We start from the raw sequence: 19180 nt of genomic DNA, 5'->3' as shown, positions 1-19180 counted from the left end.
ATGCCGTCCTCTACCGCCGTCTCTTCGTCGGCCGCCGAGACGTCAATGGACATGGCGCAGCCCGCGCCGCATCACTACCGTCTCATCGTCTCCTGTCCCGATCGCGTGGGTATCGTCTCGCGCGTGTCGAGCTTCATTGCCGAGCAGGGCGGCTCCATTGTGGAAGCGAATCAGCATTCGGATCTCGATGCGGGACGTTTCTTCATGCGCTACGACATTCAGTCGAACGCGCTGAGCGCCGAGGATTTCCGCGCGGCCTTTGAAACGATTGCCCGAGAATTCGACATGGCATGGCGGCTGAGCGAACCGGCGCGTCCGCAGCGGCTGGTCATCATGGTCTCGCGTCAATCGCACTGCCTCGTGGACCTGCTCTATCGCTGGTCCTCGGGTGAGCTCGACTGCACGATTCCGTGTGTCATCTCCAATCATGACGATCTGCGCGCGCTGGTCGAATGGTACGGCATCGCTTTTCACCACGTGCCGGTCGACCCGGCGGACAAGGCGCCTGCGTTCGCTGAAGTCGAGCGTCTGATCGAGGCAGAGGATGCCGACAGTATCGTTCTGGCGCGCTACATGCAGATCCTGCCGCCGGCCCTTTGCCAGCGGTATATGGGGCGGGTCATCAACATCCACCACAGCTTCCTGCCCTCGTTCGCCGGCGCGAAGCCCTATCACCAGGCATTCGAGCGTGGCGTCAAGCTGATCGGTGCGACGTGTCACTACGTGACCGAGGAGCTCGACGCCGGGCCTATCATCGAACAGGACATTCAGCGTGTCTCGCACTGCCACGCGCCGCAGGATCTGGTGAGGCTGGGCAAGGACGTCGAGAAGGCCGTGCTCGCACGCGGGCTGCGCTGGCATCTACAGGATCGTGTGCTGATCCACGGCAACAAGACCGTCGTCTTTTCCTGATCGGCATACCCGGCTGTTCGCGAGCATCGCCAGGGTGGTCAGCACCGGCCGTCACCGGCCAACGTGAGGCGTCAGCCGGGGTGAGGGGTGAGAGGAAGACCGCTGGTCCGGTCACGCGGCGCCGATTCGTCGCGGATTCAATCGGCAGCGTCGAGCGTGTCGAAGAGTCCGAGCTGGCGCTGTTCGTGCTCCGGGGCGAGACGTACGCCCACCCCCAGCAGGCGAACCGGGCGGGCGCCTCGCTGCCAGGCGCTTTCTAGCAGTTCGTGGAAGCGGGCGTGAATGATACCTCGCCCCCCGGTTTCTTGGGTCGTGCTGGTGAAGTCGTTGAACTTCACCTTGACGAACTGCTTGCTGATGCTCGGCTCGCCGTGCTTCGCAAGCCGCTCGTGGAGTCGTTCGATCAGCGGCAGTAATGCTTCTTGGCACTGGGCGAGATCGTTCAGGTCCTGGTCGTAGGTGTTCTCGACGCTGACCGATTTTCGTTCTCGGGTGACGTTGACCGGTCTGTCGTCGATGCCGTGGGCGAGTTCGTGCAGGCGACGGCCGAACTTGCCGTACTGATCCAGCAGTCGTTCCAAAGGTTGCGCCCGCAGGTCGGCACAGGTGGCGATTCCCTGGCTCTCGAGCTTCTGCGCGGTAGCGGGGCCGACACCATGCAATTTCTTCACTGGCAGATCGGTGATGAATCGCTCGGTCTCCTGAGGGGGGATCACGTAGAGCCCGTCCGGCTTGTCCCAGTCGCTGGCGATCTTGGCCAGAAACTTGTTGGGCGCTACACCCACCGAAACGACGATCCCGGTACGCGCGAGTACCTCCTGCTTTAGCCAGCGCGCCATCCAGGTCGCGCTGCCCTGGAACTGCTCGACTTCGGTAACGTCGAGATAGGCCTCGTCCAACGAAAGCGGTTCGACCAGTGGCGTGAGCTCGTGGAAGGTCGCCAGAACCTGCTGCGAGACCTGACGGTACTTGTTGAAGTCGGGAGGGAGGACCTTGAGATCAGGGCAGAGCCTGACCGCGCGTGCCGTCGGCATTGCCGAGTGGATGCCGTACCGGCGCGCCGGGTAGTTGCAGGTCGCGACGACCCCCCGGCGCTCGGCGCTGCCGCCGATCGCCAGCGGTATGTGGGTGAGCGACGGATCGTCTCGCATCTCGACTGCGGCGTAGAAGCAGTCGCAGTCGGCGTGAAGGATCTTTCGCATCGCGGCGTGAAGACTTACTGCAGACCGGAACCGCCGCCGCGAATGACGCCGACGCCGAGGCCTTCTATCTCCAGATGCTCGTTTTCGAGATCGATCTCGATCGGTGCGAAATCCGGGTTCTCGGCCACCAGCGTGACGTGACTACCGTGACGCTGGAAGCGCTTCACGGTCACGTCGTCCTCGATCCTCGCGACGACGATCTGCCCGTCGCGCACGTCCTGTGTGCGATGCACCGCAAGTAGGTCGCCATCGAGGATGCCGGCGTCCTTCATCGAAAGCCCGCGCACGCGCAGCAAGTAGTCTGCCTTGGGCGTGAAATAGTCCGCCGGCATGGGGCAGTAGCGGTCGATGTGTTCGGCGGCGAGTATCGGGCTGCCGGCGGCGACGTTACCGACGATCGGCAGGCCCGCGTCGGCGTCTTCCGAGCGCGTCTCGGCGGTAACTTCGGACTCCGTTTCACCTGCCGGCAGGCGGATGCCGCGTGATGTGCCCGGGATCATGCGAATGACACCCTTGCGGTCGAGCGCGCGAAGATGCTCTTCCGCCGCATTGGGCGAGCGGAAGCCGAGGGCGCGAGCGATCTCGGCGCGGGTCGGCGGATAGCCGAACTCGGCCATCGTCTTGACGATGAAATCGTAGACCGTTTGCTGTCTGGCGGTGAGCGGTCGCGACATTGGCGTCTCCCGGGGCCCGAGTCGTGATAGACACGACGTCGAGCGTGTTTATGTATACAGCCTGGGATTGTATCCAGTCATTGCGGTGTTGGAAAGCGAGCTAGCGCCGCAATCACGCCTGTCAGCGCCGGCCGCCCCAATCTAAGGCGCAATTGTTCATTGCCCCAAAGGGTGCTTAGAATCGCTGGCGTTTGAAACGCGCGTTTTTACCTTCCAGTCGCATAGCCGACGAACGCTCTCGCTGAGAGATATTACCGGCGACGCGCGTTTTCGATGAGAGACATTGCCAGTCCAGAGGAAGTCATGGCGCAATCCGATACGGTCACTCGCATTCTCGACACCGCCGAAGTGCTCTTCGCCGAAAAGGGCTTCGCCGAGACGTCGCTTCGCAGCATTACGACACGCGCCAAGGTCAACCTGGCCGCCGTGAACTATCACTTCGGTTCCAAGAAAGCGTTGATACAGGCTGTTTTCGCCCGCTATCTCGATCCCTTTGCCGAGCGGTTGCACACCGCGCTCGACGAGTTGGAATCGCGCTATGCGGGAACTGCCATCCCTCTCGATGCATTACTCGAACAGCTGGCGCATAGCGTGCTGGAGGTGCCCGCCGAGCGCCACAGTCTTCAGGTCTTCATGAAGCTTCTCGGATTGGCCTATAGCCAGGCGCAGGGGCATCTGCGTCGCTACATCCAGGCGCAGTACGGCGAGACCTTTCAACGCTTCGTGGCGTGTCTGCGCATCGCGACCCCCGAGCTGCCCGACGCCGAGCGGTTCTGGCGGCTCCACTTCATGCTGGGCACGGTGATCTTCACCCTCTCCGGGCTCGATGCGCTTCGCGATATCGCCGATCACGAATACCAGCAGCACATGTCGGTACGCGAGCTGATCCGCCATCTACGGCCGGTCGTGGTGGCCGGCATGCGCGCGCCGTTGCCCGAAGACGATGGTTCAGCGCTGTCATGACGGCAGGGCGTCGTCTAGAATCGGCCGCTTCACGGTTTCAGGTAACGGCTAATGACTCAACCTCTCGGCCCGGTGATGCTGGACGTCGAAGGCATCAGACTGCGAGACGACGAACGCGAGCTGCTCGCACGTCCCCAAGTCGGTGGCGTCATCCTGTTCGCCAGGAACACCCCGGACGCGGCGACCACGCAGGCACTCACCGCCGACATTCGCGCCTGTCGCCCGGACATTCTGATCGCCGTCGATCAGGAGGGCGGCAGGGTCCAGCGGCTCCAGCAAGGCGTTACCCGGATACCGGCGATGGCAACGCTCGGGCAGCAGTTCGCAGTGGACCCGGAAGCCGCGCTGCTGCTGACACAGGACACCGGCTGGCTGATGGGAATGGAGCTCGCCGCCTGCGGTTTCGATCTGACCTTCGCGCCGGTTCTCGATCTCGATGACGGCCAATCGCCGGCGATCGGTACGCGAAGTTTCTCGCCGGATCCCGATGTCGTCTCTCGGCTAGGCGCGGCGTTCATCGATGGCCTGCACGAGGCCGGCATGGTCGCGGTAGGCAAGCACTTTCCCGGCCACGGCGGCGTGACGCAGGACTCTCATTTCGATGTCGCCGAGGACCCAAGGTCGCTGGAAGCGCTGCGCGAACGCGACCTCGTGCCGTTCATGCGGCTCGCCGGCAAACTCGATGCCATCATGCCCGCTCACGTGATCTACCGCGCGTTCGACGATCGGCCCGCCGGGTTCTCGCCCAGCTGGCTGGGACTGTTGCGCGAGGAGTTCGGTTTCAAGGGCGCGATCTTCTCGGACGATCTGACCATGGCCGCCGCGCATGCCGCCGGCGCTCCCGACGAGCGCGCACGCGCGGCGTGGGCCGCCGGTTGCGACATGGCGGTGATCTGCAACGCGCCGGACGACGCGCGCAAGGTCGTGGACGCCTGCGAAGGGGACGGCTCGATCCGCGTTGGCAAGCTGCGCTATGCCCGCGCCAGGCCCAGCCTCGAGTCGCTGGCCGCGATCTCTCGCTGGCGCCGGACTCACGCTCGCCTGGAAGCACTCAACGACACGGCGTCTGCCGCCACGCCTTGACCGACGATTCGCGGCGCATGGCACCTCGATCACGACGAATCATGCGCCGTCGTCACTCTCAGCAATGATATGGAAGACGATGACTCACTCTTTACCGACCGATGCCCTTGCCTCGATGCAGGACGTGATGGACAACGCCGACTGCCTGATCGATCAGACACAGGTGGAAGCGGCACTGGATCGCATGGCCGACGAAATCACCCGGGATCTGGGAGAGAAGCTCCCGGTCTTCTACTGCGTGATGAACGGCGGTCTGATCACCACCGGGCATCTGCTGACTCGGCTGGGATTTCCCCTCGAGGTGGACTATCTGCACGCCACGCGCTATCGCGGCGGCACGCGCGGCGGTGAGCTTTTCTGGCGCGTGTCGCCGGAAGTGCCCATGGCCGGGCGCCACGTGGTCATCGTCGATGACATTCTCGACGAGGGCGCGACGCTTGCCGCCATCCTCGACTACTGCCGCCAGGCGGGTGCTGCCAGCATCACCACGGCCGTGCTGGTCGACAAGCAGCACGATCGCAAGGCGGCGCCCGATCTGAAGGCGGATTACTGCGGGCTGGAAGTGGTCGACCGCTACGTCTTCGGTTTCGGCATGGACTACAAGGGCTACTGGCGTAACGCACCGGGTATCTTCGCGCCCAAGGATCTCTGACCGCCTGCGGTCGCTTCCCAGATCTGGCGATACGTCGTCACGCTCTCCACTTCAGCCCGCCTAGCGCGGGCTGAAGCGCCTCTGCAATCCGCTCTCGTTGATCATCCGCGTCGAGATCTCCTCGATGGAGAAGCGCGTGGTATCGATGTAGGAGATGTTGTGCTTGCGGTAGAGCGCCTCGGCCTGGGCGATCTCCTGCATGCACTGATCCATCGAACAGTACCGACTGTTGGGCCGGCGCTCGGTGCGAATCGCCGAGAGACGTCGCGCGTCGATGGTCAGGCCGAACAGCTTGTGGCGATGTTTGGAGAGCGACGCCGGCAGCGTCAGGGTGCCGTTCTCGTCGAGATCGTCTTCGGTCAATGGATAGTTGGCGGCGCGGACGCCGAACTGCAGCGCCAGATAGAGCGATGTCGGCGTCTTGCCGCAGCGCGAGACGCCGATGAGGATGACGTCGGCCTCCTCGTACTGATAGGTGCGGGCGCCGTCATCGTTGTCGAGCGCGAAGTTCACCGCCTCGATGCGGTGCATGTAGACGTCGTCCTGACCGATGGCGTGAGTGCGCCCGACGGTGTAGGTCGAGTGGGTGGCGAGCTCTTCCTCGAGCGGCGCGAGAAAGGTCGAGAAGATATCCACCATGAACGCCGGCGCTTCGGCGACCACGCGTCGCACGGCCTGGTCGACGATGGTATCGATCACGATGGGTCTGACGCCGTCGCGCTCCGCCGTCGTTTCGATCAGCGTGACCAGGGCATTGGCTTTCTCCAGCGTATCCACGTAGGGCTTGGTGACGTGGGTGAACTCCATGTTCTCGAACTGCGACAGCAGGCTTCGGCCCAAGGTTTCGGCGGTGATGCCGGTACCGTCGGAGATGAAAAAGGCGGTGCGAGTCATCGGCGTGCGTCCAATCGTAGGGCGGTCATTGTCGACCGGAGTTCGCATTGCGATCAACTCGCCCCCCGCCGACTACATAAAACGTTAAAAAGCGGGAAATCCTGTAGAAATACTCCAAACCCTACGCCTTTAAAGCGCTAGCGGTGCCCCGGGGTGGCTGATAGGTTCTGGCGTCATTGCGGTGCAGCCTCTGCGCCGGCGCGTTCAGCAAGAACCGATCAGGAGAGAGCCTTGGACCCGTTCATCATCACTTTCGAGAAGCTGGGTATGGGAGACGTCGAGCGCGTCGGCGGCAAGAATGCGTCGCTCGGCGAGATGATCTCCAACCTGGCGGATGCCGGGGTCACCGTGCCCGGCGGTTTCGCCACCACGGCGCACGCCTATCGCGAATTCCTCGCCCATGAGGGGCTCAACGATCGCATCAACGACGAACTGGCGCGGCTCGACGTTGACGACACCGAGGCGCTGGCCGAGGTTGGCGGTCGCATTCGTCAGTGGGTGATCGATACGCCATTGCCGCCGGCGTTCGAGCGCTCGCTGGCGGATGCCTACCAGACGCTGCAGGTCCAGTATCCCAATCTGAAAGTCGCGGTGCGCTCCTCCGCCACTGCAGAAGATCTACCCGATGCGTCCTTTGCCGGTCAGCAGGAGACCTTCCTCAATATCGACGGCTTCGACAACGTCAAGCGTGCCGTTCATGAGGTCTTCGCGTCGCTGTTCAACGATCGGGCCATCTCCTATCGCGTTCATCGCGGCTACCCGCACGAGAATGTCGCGCTCTCCGCCGGCGTGCAGAAGATGGTGCGCTCGGAAACCGCCTCGAGTGGCGTCATGTTCACGCTGGATACCGAGTCCGGCTACCGCGATGCGGTGTTCGTCACCGGCGCCTGGGGGCTCGGCGAGACGGTGGTGCAGGGCGCAGTGAACCCGGACGAGTTCTACGTTCACAAGCCGACGCTCGCGGCCGGCAAGCCGGCGGTGCTGCGACGCACGCTGGGCTCCAAGCGGATCAAGATGATCTATACCGAGGACGCGGCGGCGGGGCGCTCGGTGCAGACGGTGGATGTCGGCATCCAGGACCGCCAGCGGTTCTGTCTCAGCGACGAGGACGTCATGGCGCTTTCGCGCCAGGCGGTGACCATCGAGCAGCACTACGGTCGGCCGATGGATATCGAGTGGGCCCGCGACGGCGACGACGACAAACTGTATATCGTGCAGGCGCGTCCGGAGACGGTGGTCTCGAATCAGGAGGCCGGCACGCTCGAGCGCTTCACGCTGAAGGAGAAGAGCCGGGTACTGGTCGACGGCCGCGCCATCGGTCAGCGGATCGGTCAGGGTCGGGTGAAGCTGGTCGAGACGCCGGAGCAGATGCACAAGGTGCAGTCCGGCGACGTGCTGGTCACCGACATGACCGACCCGGACTGGGAGCCGATCATGAAACGGGCTTCGGCGATCGTCACCAATCGCGGCGGCCGGACCTGTCATGCGGCGATCATCGCCCGCGAGCTGGGCATCCCGGCCGTGGTGGGTTGCGGCGACGCTACCGAACGCCTCGCCGACGACCAGGAGGTGACGGTCTCCTGCGCCGAGGGCGATACCGGCCACGTCTATACCGGCAAGCTCGAGTTCGAGTGCCGTTCCACCAGCGTCGATGGCATGCCGGACATTCCTTTCAAGATCATGCTCAACGTGGGCAATCCGGACCGCGCATTTGCGTTCTCGGGCTTGCCCAACGAGGGGATCGGCTTGGCGCGGCTCGAATTCATCATCAATCGCATGATCGGTGTGCATCCCCGCGCGCTGATGGACTACGACAAGCTGTCGCCGGATCTCAAGCAGACCATCGACCTGCGTACCGCGGGCTATGACGATCCGGTGAGTTTCTACGTCGACCGCCTGGTCGAGGGTATCTCCACGCTGGCGGCAGCGTTCTACCCCAAGCGGGTGATCGTGCGGCTCTCCGACTTCAAGTCCAACGAGTACGAGAACCTGATCGGCGGCAAACTCTACGAGCCGGGTGAGGAGAATCCGATGCTCGGATTCCGCGGCGCGTCACGCTACATTTCGGAGGATTTTCGTCCCTGCTTCGAACTCGAGTGCCGGGCACTCAAGCGCGTGCGCGACGAGATGGGGCTCGACAACGTCGAGATCATGGTGCCGTTCGTGCGCACGCCGGGTGAAGGCAAGGCGGTGGTCGAGCTGCTCGAGGCCAACGGTCTCAAGCGGGGCGAGCGCGGTCTCAAGGTGATCATGATGTGCGAGCTGCCGGCCAACGCGCTGCTCGCCGACGAATTCCTCGAGCACTTCGACGGTTTCTCCATCGGCTCCAACGATCTGACCCAGCTCACACTCGGCCTCGACCGGGACTCCGGCGTCATCGCGCATCTCTTCGACGAGCGGGACCCGGCAGTCAAGAAGCTGCTGTCGATGGCGATCCAGGCGTGCAAGGCGCAAGGAAAATACGTCGGCATCTGCGGACAGGGACCGTCGGATCACCCGGAGCTGGCGAAGTGGCTGATGGAGCAGGGCATCGATTCGGTCTCGCTCAACCCGGACGCGGTGCTCGAGACCTGGTTCATGCTGGCGGGCGAAACGCTCGCCTGATTCCCACCGGCCGGTACCGGAGCCATGAAAGAGGACGCCGGCGCGACACTTGTCGCGTCGGCGTCACCGTTTCTGGCTGCGCGATCCATTCCGTTCGCCTTGCAGTCCGATGCGCGCAACGTCGGCCTAGGAGCGAAGCCAGTTGCGCAGCTTGATCAGCAAAAGTTCGCCGTCCGACATGGCGTGGCGCTCGTCGAGCATCTCCTGGAGCGCATCTGGGCGGTCGGTGATGATGTTGTCGACCCCCATGTCGATGTAGCGGGACATGTCGCGAGGCTGATTGACGGTCCACACGGCGACACCGCGCCCTCCGTCGTGAATCGTGCGCAGCAGACTCGGGTTGGCCTGGCTGTGGCGCAGTCCGATGATATCGGCGTCGGTCGTGCTGAGCGCGCCGGGCAGAATGAACTGGATGAACAGCGTGGTGCGGATCGAGTCGTCGATCGCTTTCACCGTGCCGATGACGCTTGGCGACAGCGACGCGATGACTGCGTGTTCGGTCATGCCTGCCGCCCTGAGCTCGGCGATGACCTGGCGTGCCAGCGCCTCGGTATCGCCGGGTTCCGGCTTCAGTTCGACGTAGAGACCGATACGTCCGGCGGCCCGGTCGATCACCTGCGCCAGTGTCGGAATCCGCTCGTTGGCGAAGGTGTCGCCGAACCAGCTGCCCACGTCGACCGTTGCGATCTCCGCGAGCGTCATGTCGCTGATGTTGCCCTCGGTACCGGTGACGCGCGCCAGGTTGTTGTCGTGAAAGACCACCACTTCACCATCGCCGCTCAGACGGACGTCGAGCTCCATGTAGTCGGCGCCGTCGACGATCGCCTGCTCCAGCGATGCCAGTGTGTTCTCCGGCGCCTTCTGCGAGCTGCCGCGGTGGGCGGTGATCTGCACGCTGTCGTTGATCTCGAACCCCTGCAGCACCCAGACGGCCTGGCCGATCGCGAACGCCAGCACCAAAAGTTCCAAGCCCCAGACGATAAGCCCCGAACGTTGGGGGGCGGGTGGCGGTGTCACCACTGACGCGCGATTCGTCGCCCGCCGGTAGAGGGTGGTCACGAGCAGACTGTTGGCTGAGATACCCAGAAAAGTCAGGGCGATGGTGCCGAGTATGTAGAGAACCAGATAGGCGACCATCGCCGGGATCAGAACGGCGTTGCGCTCGGGCATTGCCGCTAGCAAAGGCGTGCCCAGTGCATTGAAAACGAGCGTGAAGACGATGGGAATCGCGGTGACGGCGAGCGCGGTCGCAATGACCACCGACGCCATGCGCGTGCGCTGGCCTTTGGTGAGCGAGCGGCTCCGTTTGAGTGCGGCGATGGGGTTCAGATCGTCGAGCATCATCGCAGGCAGGGCGAGAAACCAGCGAAAATAGAGCGCGCCGCTGGCGGCGGCGAGTAGCCCCAGTAGCGGCAGGGCAACGGCGAGGAATTGCCAGAGCGCCGGCGGTTGGACGCGCAGCAGCACGTAGGGCTCGATGCCGCCGATGATGGCCGAGTAGAGGTGCGCCAGGCCGACGGCAAACGGCGTGGCGAGCAGCAGATGGCTGCCGACCTGAAGGAAAGTCAGCGCAGCGAGGGCGGGCAGGCGCCTGAGCACGTGCCATAGCGCCCCCATCGCGGCTCGGTAGCGCCCGCCGGCGCGACGAGAGACTACCAGCATCATCCCTGCCTGCTGGAGAAAGATCACCAGAAAGCTCAGGCCGATCGCAGCCAGTAACCACACGAGGCCCCAGGCGGAGAGCGCGACGTCTACGATCTGACCGTTACTGAGAACGGGGCGACCGATACGATGCAGAAGACCCGAGAGCGTACCGGCGGAGAGCGGCACCCACAGCGCCGTGGCCAGTAGCGTAAAGAACAGATGAAAAGCGATCAGCGAGCGAAGATGGGCACGAATCTGACGCGCAATATCCTGCATCAGCGTTCTGGAGGCGAGCATGGGGCGTTGCCGAAGTCCTTGAGGGCAATGGGTGTCACGGAGGGCCAGGCAGACAGATTGTCTTCAAACCGTCATCTTCGCAAGCCGCTGTTGGGGTGCAAGGCGCCGCTGCGGGCCACGTGCCGGTATAAACGAAGCGGGCCGCTTAGCGCGGCCCGAAGAACGGATTCGACGTTGCGTGACCGGCGTCAGAACTGCCAGCCGACCGAGGCGGTTACCGCATCGACCTGATAGTCGCTGTCGAAGTCGAAACGCTCGTATTCCGCACGCACCAGTACCGGCGCCAGATCGAGCTGGGCGCCGAGACCGTAAACGGGATCGATACCGTCGTCGTCATGAAGCTCGGTGTCGCCTGCACGGCCGCTGGTGTCGGTATCCCAGCGCGCCATCCCGGCCTTGGCGAAGAGATCGAGCCACGACGTGACCGGCAGTTTGCCGATCAGGCTCAGACCGTAGGCGCGAGTATCGATCTCGCCATCGCCCTGAGCGCTTTTCAAATCGAAGGTGCCGAGATCGGTGTAGAAGATCTCGGTGGCGAAGAAACGGTTGTATTCGTAGCCGACGAACGTCTTGAGCACGGTGTCATCGTCGTCGACGTTGAAGTCGCCATTTCGAGAACCGACGAAATCACCGAGTTCCCCATCGCTGCTGTCGAGCGAGCTGACACCGGCGCCGATGCCGGTGTAAAGGCCGTCGGCATTGGCGGCGTAGGTCGCCGGTGCCGCAAGGGCCGCGGAAACGAGAAGGGGGAGAAGCGAGCGAGTCGTATTTTTCATGATGTTTTTCCTGAGATACCGTCGGCTCGATGTGAGGGAATCGCTTCCAGCCGTGGATCGATTATGCGAACACTGTTCGAGGTCGTTCGGGACTGTAAGATTTGAGGCTCTTCGGCGCAAGCTTTGGCTGCCTTTGCGCCGCGCCACGTCGTCGCGGCGGTAACGGCGTCGCCTTGACGCTGCGGGATTGCCAGTCTCATCGAGGGAGTGATAGCGGGCTCATCGCCAGAGCCAGGCCGGGTTACAGAAAAAAACGCCCCGCGATAGCGGGGCGTTTCGGTAGCCTCTTCTGGAAGCTGCGAGCATCGGAAGAGCCGTATCAGGCTTCCTGAGCGACCGGAATGACGGTAGCGGCCGCTTTCTGGAAGTCTTCGATCTCATGGAAGTTCAGGTAGCGGTAGATCTCACCCGCCATGGCATTGAACTCGCCCATGGTCGCTTTGTACTCCTCGACCGTCGGCAGGCGGCCCTCCACGGCAGCGATCGCCGCAAGCTCTGCCGATGCGAGATAGACATCGGCGCCGTCGCCCAGACGGTTGGGGAAGTTACGCGTGGAAGTGGAAACGACGGTGGACTTCGGTGCGACGCGTGCCTGGTTACCCATGCAGAGCGAACAGCCCGGCATCTCCATGCGTGCGCCGGCGCGACCGTAGATACCGTAATAACCCTCTTCGGTGAGCTGATGTTGATCCATCTTGGTGGGCGGCGCAAGCCACAGTCGCGTCTTCAGACTACCGGCAGGCTGCTTTTCGAGAAGTTTGCCGGCGGCGCGGAAGTGCCCGATGTTGGTCATGCACGAGCCGATGAAGACTTCGTCGATCTTCTCGCCGGCGACTTCGGAGAGCAGGCGTGCATCATCCGGATCGTTGGGCGCGCAGAGCACCGGCTGATCGATGGCGTTCATGTCGATCTCGATCACGGCGGCGTACTCGGCGTCGCCGTCGGCGCGCATGAGGCTCGGATCGTCGAGCCAGGCTTGCATCGCTTCGATACGGCGCTCGAGGGTACGTGCGTCGCCGTAGCCGGCGCTGATCATCCACTTGAGCAGCGTGACGTTGGACTCGAGATACTCTTTGACGCTGTCGTCACCGAGCGTGATCGTGCAGCCGGCGGCGCTGCGCTCGGCGGAGGCGTCGGAGAGTTCGAACGCCTGCTCGGCGGTGAGATCCTCGAGACCTTCGATCTCCAGGATGCGTCCGGAGAAGACGTTCTTCTTGCCGGACTTGGCGACCGTCAGGTGGCCCTGCTGAATGGCCTGATAGGGAATGGCGTGCACTAGGTCGCGCAGCGTGATGCCCGGCTGGCGTTCACCCTTGAAGCGCACCAGCACCGACTCCGGCATGTCCAGCGGCATCACGCCGGTCGCTGCCGCAAACGCCACCAGCCCCGAGCCTGCCGGGAAGGAGATGCCCATGGGGAAGCGCGTGTGCGAGTCACCGCCAGTGCCCACGGTGTCCGGCAGCAGCATGCGGTTGAGCCAGGAGTGGATGATGCCGTCGCCCGGGCGCAGGGAGACGCCGCCGCGGTTCTGAATGAAGTCCGGTAGCGTGTGGTGAGTCTCGACGTCCACCGGCTTCGGGTAGGCGGAGGTGTGGCAGAAGGACTGCATCACGAGATCCGCCTGGAAGCCGAGGCAGGCGAGATCCTTGAGCTCGTCGCGGGTCATCGGGCCGGTGGTGTCCTGAGAACCGACGGTGGTCATGCGCGGCTCGCAGTACATGCCGGGGCGCACGCCCTCGAGGCCGCAGGCCTTGCCGACCATCTTCTGCGCCAGGGTAAAACCCTTGCCGGTGTCGACCGGCTGCTCCGGCTTGCGGAAAATGTCCGAGGCCGGCAGATCGAGCGCTTCTCGTGCCTTCTCGGTGAGACCGCGGCCGATGATCAGCGGAATCCGGCCGCCGGCGCGGACTTCGTCCAGAATCACCTGCGTCTTCAGCGAGAAGGTCGAGATGACCTCGTCACTATCGTGGCGCGTGACCTTGCCTTCATAGGGGAAAACATCGATGACGTCGCCCATCTCGAGCTGCTCGACATCCAATTCGATCGGCAGGGCGCCGGCATCTTCCATCGTGTTGAAAAAGATGGGGGCGATCTTGCCGCCGAAGCAGAAGCCGCCGGCGCGCTTGTTGGGGACGTGCGGGATGTCGTCGCCGAAGAACCAGAGTACCGAGTTGGTGGCGGACTTGCGCGACGAGCCGGTACCCACGACATCGCCGACGTAGGCGACGGGAAAGCCCTTGGCCTTGACCGCTTCGATCTGACTCATGGGGCCTTTACTGCCAGGCGCCTCCGGCTCGATGCCGTCCCGCGGGTTCTTCAGCATGGCATTGGCGTGCAGCGGGATGTCGGGGCGCGACCAGGCATCCGGGGCGGGGGAGAGATCGTCGGTGTTGGTCTCGCCCGGCACCTTGAACACGCTGATGCTGATCTTGTCGGCCAGCGCCGGCTTGGCGAGGAACCACTCGGCCTCGGCCCAGGATTCGAGCACGCGCTGTGCGACGGTGTTGCCCTGCTTGGCGCGATCGGCGACGTCATGGAATGCATCGAACATCAGCAGGGTGTGCTTGAGCTGCTCGCCGGCTTCTTCCGCCAGTGCGCTGTCGTCGAGCAGTTCCACCAGCGAGACGATGTTGTAACCGCCCTGCATGGTGCCCAGCAGTTTCACGGCGTGGATCTCGTCGATCAGCGGCGATGTCGCCTCGCCCTTGGCGATGGCGGTCAGGAAGCCGGCCTTGACGTAGGCGGCTTCGTCGACACCGGGCGGAACGCGATCGGTGATCAGTTCGAGCAGAAACGCTTCCTCGCCGGCGGGTGGCTGCTTGAGCAGCTCGACCAGCTGCGCGGTCATGTCGGCGGTCAGCGGTTTCGGCGGCACGCGCTCTAGAGCGCGCTCCTCGACGTGTTGGCGGTAGGCTTCGAGCACGGTGGGGAACCCTCGTCTGGTATCAGGGCCTCGCTGCGACGCCCGCCCATGCCGGATGAGAGGCGATCTGACGGAGGGGGCGGGCGGCGCCAAGGCGCGGCGAAGTCTACGGCAAACTGTCGACAATGTTAAGACTGTCGACAATGTGCGCGCAGGTGTATCTCCGGTCGGGAACGCGGTGCCGGGGTGCTCGCGGGGCAACGGCCCTCGACGCCGGTCGCGTCGATGTCCGCTCGATTCCGACGGTCGTCAGCTTCTCGTGGAGGTGTCGACGCCCGGCCGCCCCAGAATGGATGGCCACGGTGCTCGAACTCGCTGAGCGGTGGCGCTACCATGCGCCATCGAACGACGTTTCCATCATCGAATGACGCTTCCGGCATCGTTTTATTCCACCTTGGTTTTCACGCGCCGGCGCCCGGCTCACTGGGGCGCTTGCGCCACTCAATCGGCGAGATGCATGACCGCTTATACCGACACCGCGACCGATGCGTCGCTGCCTGCCGAGCTGCTCGATTTCCTGCCGTGCCCGACTCCGAACCGCTGGGTCGAGGCGGCGATGAAGAATCCTGCGCTCTTGATGATCGATCACGCCCAGTGCGAGAAGAAGGCGGCCTCGACAGCGATGAGCCTGATGTTTCGCTACGTGGATCGCCCGGAGCTACTCAACAAGATGTCGCAGCTGGCCCGCGAAGAACTTTTGCACTTCGAGCAGGTGATCAACCTGATGGAAGAGCGGGGGATCGACTACTCGCATCTCCAGGCGTCTCGATATGCGGAAGGGTTGCGCCAGCACGTGTCGAAGCAGGAGCCGCAGCGACTGATCGATACGCTGATCGTCGGGGCTTTCATCGAAGCGCGCTCCTGCGAGCGGTTCGCGCGGCTCATTCCGCATCTCGACGAGACGCTGGCGAAGTTCTATCGCTCGCTGGTGCGCTCCGAAGGGCGACATTTCGAGGACTATCTATCCCTTGCCGAGCGCTACGCCGATCGCGATGGCGTCAAGGCGCGGATCGCCGAGTTCGGTGAGTTCGAGCGCGAGCTGATCGAAAGCGACGACGCGACGTTTCGCTTTCATAGTGGGGTGCCTGCCGAATCCTAGCCCGTGCGTGCCGACGTCGACGTTTACCGGCCGAGAGGGAAGCGTGGAACGATCCGTGGGGAGATGATGAGAGGAGGGCGCACGATGTGCGCCCTCGAGAACCGCCGGATCAGCCGAGGGTGAAGGATTCCAGCGTCATCGAATCCCCGTCGACTCGCAGCTGCCAGCCCTGCCCGGGGCGCCAGTCACCGATCACGTAGCGCTTGGCCGGCTCGCCCTCGACGATGAGATCATGGACCGCGGGGCGATGCGTATGGCCGTGGATCAGCACGCGAGCGTCGTGATCCCGTAGCGTCTCGACCACCGCACTCGGGGTGACATCCATGATGTCCTCCGCCTTGTTGGTATTCGCTTCACCGGACTGTTCGCGGAGCTGCTTGGCCAATGCCAGGCGCTCGTCGACCGGCATGGCGAGAATCTGCGCCTGCCACGCCGGGTCGCGGGCCTGACGGCGGAATGCCATGTACGCTTCGTCCCCGGTGCAGAGACTGTCGCCGTGCATCAGCACCACGTGCTGCCCGGCGAGCTCCAGCGTCGTCGGATCTTCCAGCAGCGCGCAGCCGCTGTCGGCGGCGAAGTCCTCGCCGATGAGGAAGTCGCGATTGCCGTGCATGAACGCCAGTCGCGTGCCCGCATCGCGCAGCGCCCGCAGTTCGGCGATCATCTGTCGTTCGAAATCGCCGCGGCAGTCGTCGCCGATCCACGCCTCGAACAGATCGCCGAGAATGGTCAGGGAGGAGGCCTCGCGCGCCGGGCCGCGCAGGTAATCGACGAATGCCTGGGCGATCTCGGGCTGGCTGGGCTGCAGGTGAAGATCGGCGATCAGCAGTTGCATGGCATGACTCGATGGATGGCTGGAAGAGGGTGACGATTCAGTCGATGACTTCGGCGTGCTCGAGGATCACGTCCTCGACCGGCACATCGCTGTGCATGCCGCGGCGGCCGGTCGGCAGCTGGCGGATCTTGTCGACCACGTCCATGCCTTCGACGACGCGACCGAAGACACAGTAGCCCCAGCCCTGCAGGCTCTTGTCGCGATGATTGAGGAAGTCGTTGTCGGCGACGTTGACGAAGAACTGCGCGCTGGCGGAGTGCGGGTCCTGGGTGCGCGCCATGGCGAGCGTGCCTTTCTGATTGGTCAGGCCGTTGTCCGCCTCGTTGTCGATCGGCGCGCGGGTCGATTTCTGCTCGAAATCGGTATCGAATCCGCCACCCTGAACCATGAAGCCGTCGATGACGCGGTGAAAGAGGGTGTTGTCATAGTGGCCGTCGCGAACGTACTGCTCGAAGTTGGCGGCCGTCTTGGGTGCCTTGTCGTAATCGAGCTCGAGCTTGAGAGTGCCGTAGTTGGTCTGTAGAGCGATCATGGTCATTCCTGGTCCGGGAGCGAAGCGTGTCGCACCCGCATGGCCGAGTCCTGGCATTGTGCGGATGCATGGCGCTGTTCGTGCGCGGCGCTATAATAACGCGCTTTGTCGGATGCGGAAAAACGCACCTAAGAAACGCCCGGCGACGCATGTTACTGTGCAGCATATTCCCATTGGCCATGCCACGGTGACATCTGCTGCGCCTGCCAGCGTCTTCCGCCACGGCGCTTTTTGCGTCACCGCCTGAACTTCGCACTGTCACTCGAACCCGCGTGTTCGAACTTTCGTTTTCCCCACAGAGGTTGCCTGCATTCCATGAGCGTCGAAAGCCGCGCCGATAACGACGGTGAAACTCAACACGCCGCCCCCAACTTCCTGCGCAATCAGATCCGCGACGAGATCGCAGCGGGCCAGGCGTCGACGATCGTGACGCGTTTTCCGCCGGAGCCGAACGGGTTCCTTCACATCGGTCACGCCAAGTCGATCTGGGTGAACTTCGGTCTCGCCGAGCAGTTCGGCGGTCGCTGTCATTTGCGCTTCGACGACACCAATCCGGCGAAGGAAGAGCAGGCGTACATCGATTCGATCCGCGAGGACATCGCCTGGCTGGGCTACGAGTGGAGCGGCGAGATTCGCTACGCCTCGAGCTACTTCGATCAGCTCTACGCCTGGGCGCAGCACCTGGTGCGAGAGGGACTGGCCTATGTCGACGATCTCTCTCCCGATGAGATTCGCGAGTATCGCGGTACGCTCACTGAGCCGGGTAGGCCGAGCCCTTACCGTGACCGTGGCGTCGAAGAGAACCTGGATCTGCTTGAGCGGATGAGCCTGGGTGAGTTCGACGAGGGCGCCAAGGTGCTGCGGGCGAAGATCGACATGGCGGCGGGCAATATCAACCTGCGTGATCCGATCCTCTATCGCATTCGACATGCCCATCACCATCAGACCGGCGACAAGTGGAAGATCTACCCCTCCTACGATTTCGCCCACGGGCAGTCGGACGCGATCGAAGGCGTGACGCACTCGCTGTGCACGCTGGAGTTCGAGGATCACCGTCCCCTCTACGAGTGGTTCCTGGCCCATCTGCCGGTGCCGTCACATCCGCGGCAAACCGAGTTCGCGCGGATGAACGTCAATTACACCGTGACCTCCAAGCGCAAGCTCAAGCTGCTGGTGGACTCGGGTGTGGTCGACGGCTGGGACGATCCGCGGATGCCGACCATCTCCGGGCTGCGACGTCGCGGCTATACCCCGGGCTCGCTGCGCAAGTTCTGCGACATGACCGGCGTCAGCCGGGCGGCGAACGTCGTCGACATCGCCATGCTGCATTTCGCGATACGTTCCGATCTCGAAGACAACGCGCCGCGGGCGATGTGCGTACTCAATCCGCTCAAGGTCGTGCTGACCAACGTGTCAGCGGACCACTCGGAGTCGTTCGAGGTTGCCGGCCACCCGGCCCGCGACGATATGGGAACCCGTCGCCTGCCGCTGACCCGAGAGATATGGATCGATCGCGACGACTTCATGGAAGAGCCGCCGAAGAAGTTCTTCCGTCTGGCGCCGGGCAAGGAAGTGCGGCTGCGTAACGGCTACGTCATTCGCTGCGACGACGTGATGAAAGGCGACGATGGCGAGATCGAGGCGCTTCACTGTAGCGTCGACTTCGATACCCTCGGCAAGAACCCGGAAGGCCGCAAGGTCAAGGGCGTCATCCACTGGGTCAGCGCCGAACACGGCGTGCCGGTCGAAGTTCGCCTCTACGACAATCTCTTTCTCGAAGAGGCGCCGGATCGTGACAAGGATGCCGACTTCCTCGAGCACTTGAATCCAGAATCGCTGGTCACCGTTGAAGGCATCGCGGAGCCGTCGCTGGCGGAAGCGACGCCGGAATCGCGCTACCAGTTCGAGCGCGTGGGGTATTTCTGCGCCGATCGCCACGCCAGCCGCGACGGCAAGCTGGTATTCAACCGGACGGTGGGGCTCAAGGACTCCTGGGCCAAGATTCAGCAGAAGCAGGCCCAGGGGGCGCAGTCGTGACCCAAGGATCGCAGTTGTTGGAGAGTGACCCCAGGGGCGTTAGCAAGGACGAG

General features: G+C 63.6%; 15 protein-coding genes. 7 read left to right on the top strand and 8 right to left on the bottom strand.

The genetic code is table 11. From position 1 onward, the window contains the following. Positions 1-45 precede the first annotated feature (45 nt). Entirely contained in the window at positions 46-912 is an 867-nt protein-coding gene (purU, locus tag DOM33_RS02645) for a formyltetrahydrofolate deformylase (protein WP_239495239.1), read from the top strand. Positions 913-1049: 137 nt separating this feature from the next. Here purU and dinB read toward each other — a convergent pair whose 3' ends face one another. Then, the gene (gene dinB, locus DOM33_RS02640; RefSeq protein WP_110665568.1) at positions 1050-2114 is read right to left on the bottom strand and encodes a DNA polymerase IV; all 1065 of its coding nucleotides are present in this window, start codon (positions 2112-2114) and stop codon (positions 1050-1052) included. A 14-nt stretch (positions 2115-2128) separates the two neighbouring features. After that, entirely contained in the window at positions 2129-2788 is a 660-nt protein-coding gene (lexA, locus tag DOM33_RS02635) for a transcriptional repressor LexA (protein ID WP_110665566.1), read from the bottom strand. Positions 2789-3091: 303 nt separating this feature from the next. Here lexA and DOM33_RS02630 point away from each other — a divergent pair, with 303 nt between their 5' ends. The 3 genes from DOM33_RS02630 to DOM33_RS02620 all read left to right on the top strand — a co-directional run bounded on the left by DOM33_RS02630 (position 3092) and on the right by DOM33_RS02620 (position 5486). Continuing rightward, positions 3092-3751, top strand: a complete 660-nt coding sequence (locus tag DOM33_RS02630; protein WP_110665564.1) for a TetR/AcrR family transcriptional regulator — start codon at positions 3092-3094, stop codon at positions 3749-3751. 51 nt (positions 3752-3802) lie between these two features. Next, complete coding sequence (gene nagZ / locus DOM33_RS02625) at positions 3803-4834, top strand: beta-N-acetylhexosaminidase (RefSeq protein ID WP_110665563.1); 1032 nt, start codon at positions 3803-3805, stop codon at positions 4832-4834. Between the two features lie 79 nt (positions 4835-4913). Beyond that, entirely contained in the window at positions 4914-5486 is a 573-nt protein-coding gene (locus DOM33_RS02620) for a hypoxanthine-guanine phosphoribosyltransferase (protein ID WP_110665561.1), read from the top strand. Positions 5487-5546: 60 nt separating this feature from the next. Here the strand turns inward: DOM33_RS02620 and ppsR are convergent, their stop codons facing one another. Further along, on the bottom strand, positions 5547-6380 hold the full coding sequence (gene ppsR, locus DOM33_RS02615) for a posphoenolpyruvate synthetase regulatory kinase/phosphorylase PpsR (protein ID WP_110665559.1): 834 nt from the start codon (positions 6378-6380) through the stop codon (positions 5547-5549). A gap of 231 nt (positions 6381-6611) precedes the next feature. Here ppsR and ppsA point away from each other — a divergent pair, with 231 nt between their 5' ends. Next, positions 6612-8984, top strand: coding sequence for a phosphoenolpyruvate synthase (gene ppsA, locus DOM33_RS02610; protein WP_110665557.1), 2373 nt, complete (start codon positions 6612-6614; stop codon positions 8982-8984). A 126-nt stretch (positions 8985-9110) separates the two neighbouring features. Here ppsA and DOM33_RS02605 read toward each other — a convergent pair whose 3' ends face one another. The 3 genes from DOM33_RS02605 to acnB all read right to left on the bottom strand — a co-directional run bounded on the left by DOM33_RS02605 (position 9111) and on the right by acnB (position 14624). After that, the gene (locus DOM33_RS02605; protein WP_110665555.1) at positions 9111-10925 is read right to left on the bottom strand and encodes a glycerophosphodiester phosphodiesterase; all 1815 of its coding nucleotides are present in this window, start codon (positions 10923-10925) and stop codon (positions 9111-9113) included. Positions 10926-11113: 188 nt separating this feature from the next. Continuing rightward, positions 11114-11701 (bottom strand): outer membrane beta-barrel protein, encoded by a 588-nt coding sequence (locus DOM33_RS02600; RefSeq protein WP_110665554.1) that lies wholly within the window; start codon positions 11699-11701, stop codon positions 11114-11116. Positions 11702-12020: 319 nt separating this feature from the next. Beyond that, positions 12021-14624 (bottom strand): bifunctional aconitate hydratase 2/2-methylisocitrate dehydratase, encoded by a 2604-nt coding sequence (gene acnB / locus DOM33_RS02595; protein WP_110665552.1) that lies wholly within the window; start codon positions 14622-14624, stop codon positions 12021-12023. 457 nt (positions 14625-15081) lie between these two features. On the opposite strand from acnB, the gene DOM33_RS02590 reads away from it, so the two are divergent. Beyond that, entirely contained in the window at positions 15082-15723 is a 642-nt protein-coding gene (locus DOM33_RS02590; protein WP_110665550.1) for a MiaE family protein, read from the top strand. Positions 15724-15832: 109 nt separating this feature from the next. Here the strand turns inward: DOM33_RS02590 and DOM33_RS02585 are convergent, their stop codons facing one another. Together DOM33_RS02585 and DOM33_RS02580 are read right to left on the bottom strand one after the other, a co-directional pair. Next, positions 15833-16558, bottom strand: coding sequence for a UDP-2,3-diacylglucosamine diphosphatase (locus DOM33_RS02585; RefSeq protein ID WP_110665548.1), 726 nt, complete (start codon positions 16556-16558; stop codon positions 15833-15835). 37 nt (positions 16559-16595) lie between these two features. Further along, positions 16596-17090 carry a peptidylprolyl isomerase gene (locus tag DOM33_RS02580; protein ID WP_110665546.1) on the bottom strand — a complete coding sequence of 165 codons (495 nt, stop codon included), beginning with the start codon at positions 17088-17090 and terminating at the stop codon, positions 16596-16598. Between the two features lie 315 nt (positions 17091-17405). Here DOM33_RS02580 and DOM33_RS02575 point away from each other — a divergent pair, with 315 nt between their 5' ends. Beyond that, the gene (locus DOM33_RS02575) at positions 17406-19127 is read left to right on the top strand and encodes a glutamine--tRNA ligase/YqeY domain fusion protein (RefSeq protein ID WP_110665544.1); all 1722 of its coding nucleotides are present in this window, start codon (positions 17406-17408) and stop codon (positions 19125-19127) included. The last annotated feature ends 53 nt before the right edge of the window (positions 19128-19180 follow it).

This window comes from Salinicola halophilus (genome assembly GCF_003206155.1).
In the GTDB taxonomy this organism is placed as follows: Bacteria; Pseudomonadota; Gammaproteobacteria; order Pseudomonadales; family Halomonadaceae; genus Salinicola; species Salinicola halophilus.
This window is presented reverse-complemented; position numbering and strand designations above follow the sequence as displayed.

Bases quoted from the DNA above. Each gene is read 5' to 3' on its own strand.
- purU (WP_239495239.1), top strand. From the start codon at position 46: ATGGACATGGCGCAGCCCGCGCCGCATCACTACCGTCTCATCGTCTCC.
- dinB (WP_110665568.1), bottom strand. From the start codon at position 2,114: ATGCGAAAGATCCTTCACGCCGACTGCGACTGCTTCTACGCCGCAGTC.
- lexA (WP_110665566.1), bottom strand. From the start codon at position 2,788: ATGTCGCGACCGCTCACCGCCAGACAGCAAACGGTCTACGATTTCATC.
- DOM33_RS02630 (WP_110665564.1), top strand. From the start codon at position 3,092: ATGGCGCAATCCGATACGGTCACTCGCATTCTCGACACCGCCGAAGTG.
- nagZ (WP_110665563.1), top strand. From the start codon at position 3,803: ATGACTCAACCTCTCGGCCCGGTGATGCTGGACGTCGAAGGCATCAGA.
- DOM33_RS02620 (WP_110665561.1), top strand. From the start codon at position 4,914: ATGACTCACTCTTTACCGACCGATGCCCTTGCCTCGATGCAGGACGTG.
- ppsR (WP_110665559.1), bottom strand. From the start codon at position 6,380: ATGACTCGCACCGCCTTTTTCATCTCCGACGGTACCGGCATCACCGCC.
- DOM33_RS02605 (WP_110665555.1), bottom strand. From the start codon at position 10,925: ATGCTCGCCTCCAGAACGCTGATGCAGGATATTGCGCGTCAGATTCGT.
- DOM33_RS02600 (WP_110665554.1), bottom strand. From the start codon at position 11,701: ATGAAAAATACGACTCGCTCGCTTCTCCCCCTTCTCGTTTCCGCGGCC.
- DOM33_RS02590 (WP_110665550.1), top strand. From the start codon at position 15,082: ATGACCGCTTATACCGACACCGCGACCGATGCGTCGCTGCCTGCCGAG.
- DOM33_RS02585 (WP_110665548.1), bottom strand. From the start codon at position 16,558: ATGCAACTGCTGATCGCCGATCTTCACCTGCAGCCCAGCCAGCCCGAG.
- DOM33_RS02580 (WP_110665546.1), bottom strand. From the start codon at position 17,090: ATGATCGCTCTACAGACCAACTACGGCACTCTCAAGCTCGAGCTCGAT.
- DOM33_RS02575 (WP_110665544.1), top strand. From the start codon at position 17,406: ATGAGCGTCGAAAGCCGCGCCGATAACGACGGTGAAACTCAACACGCC.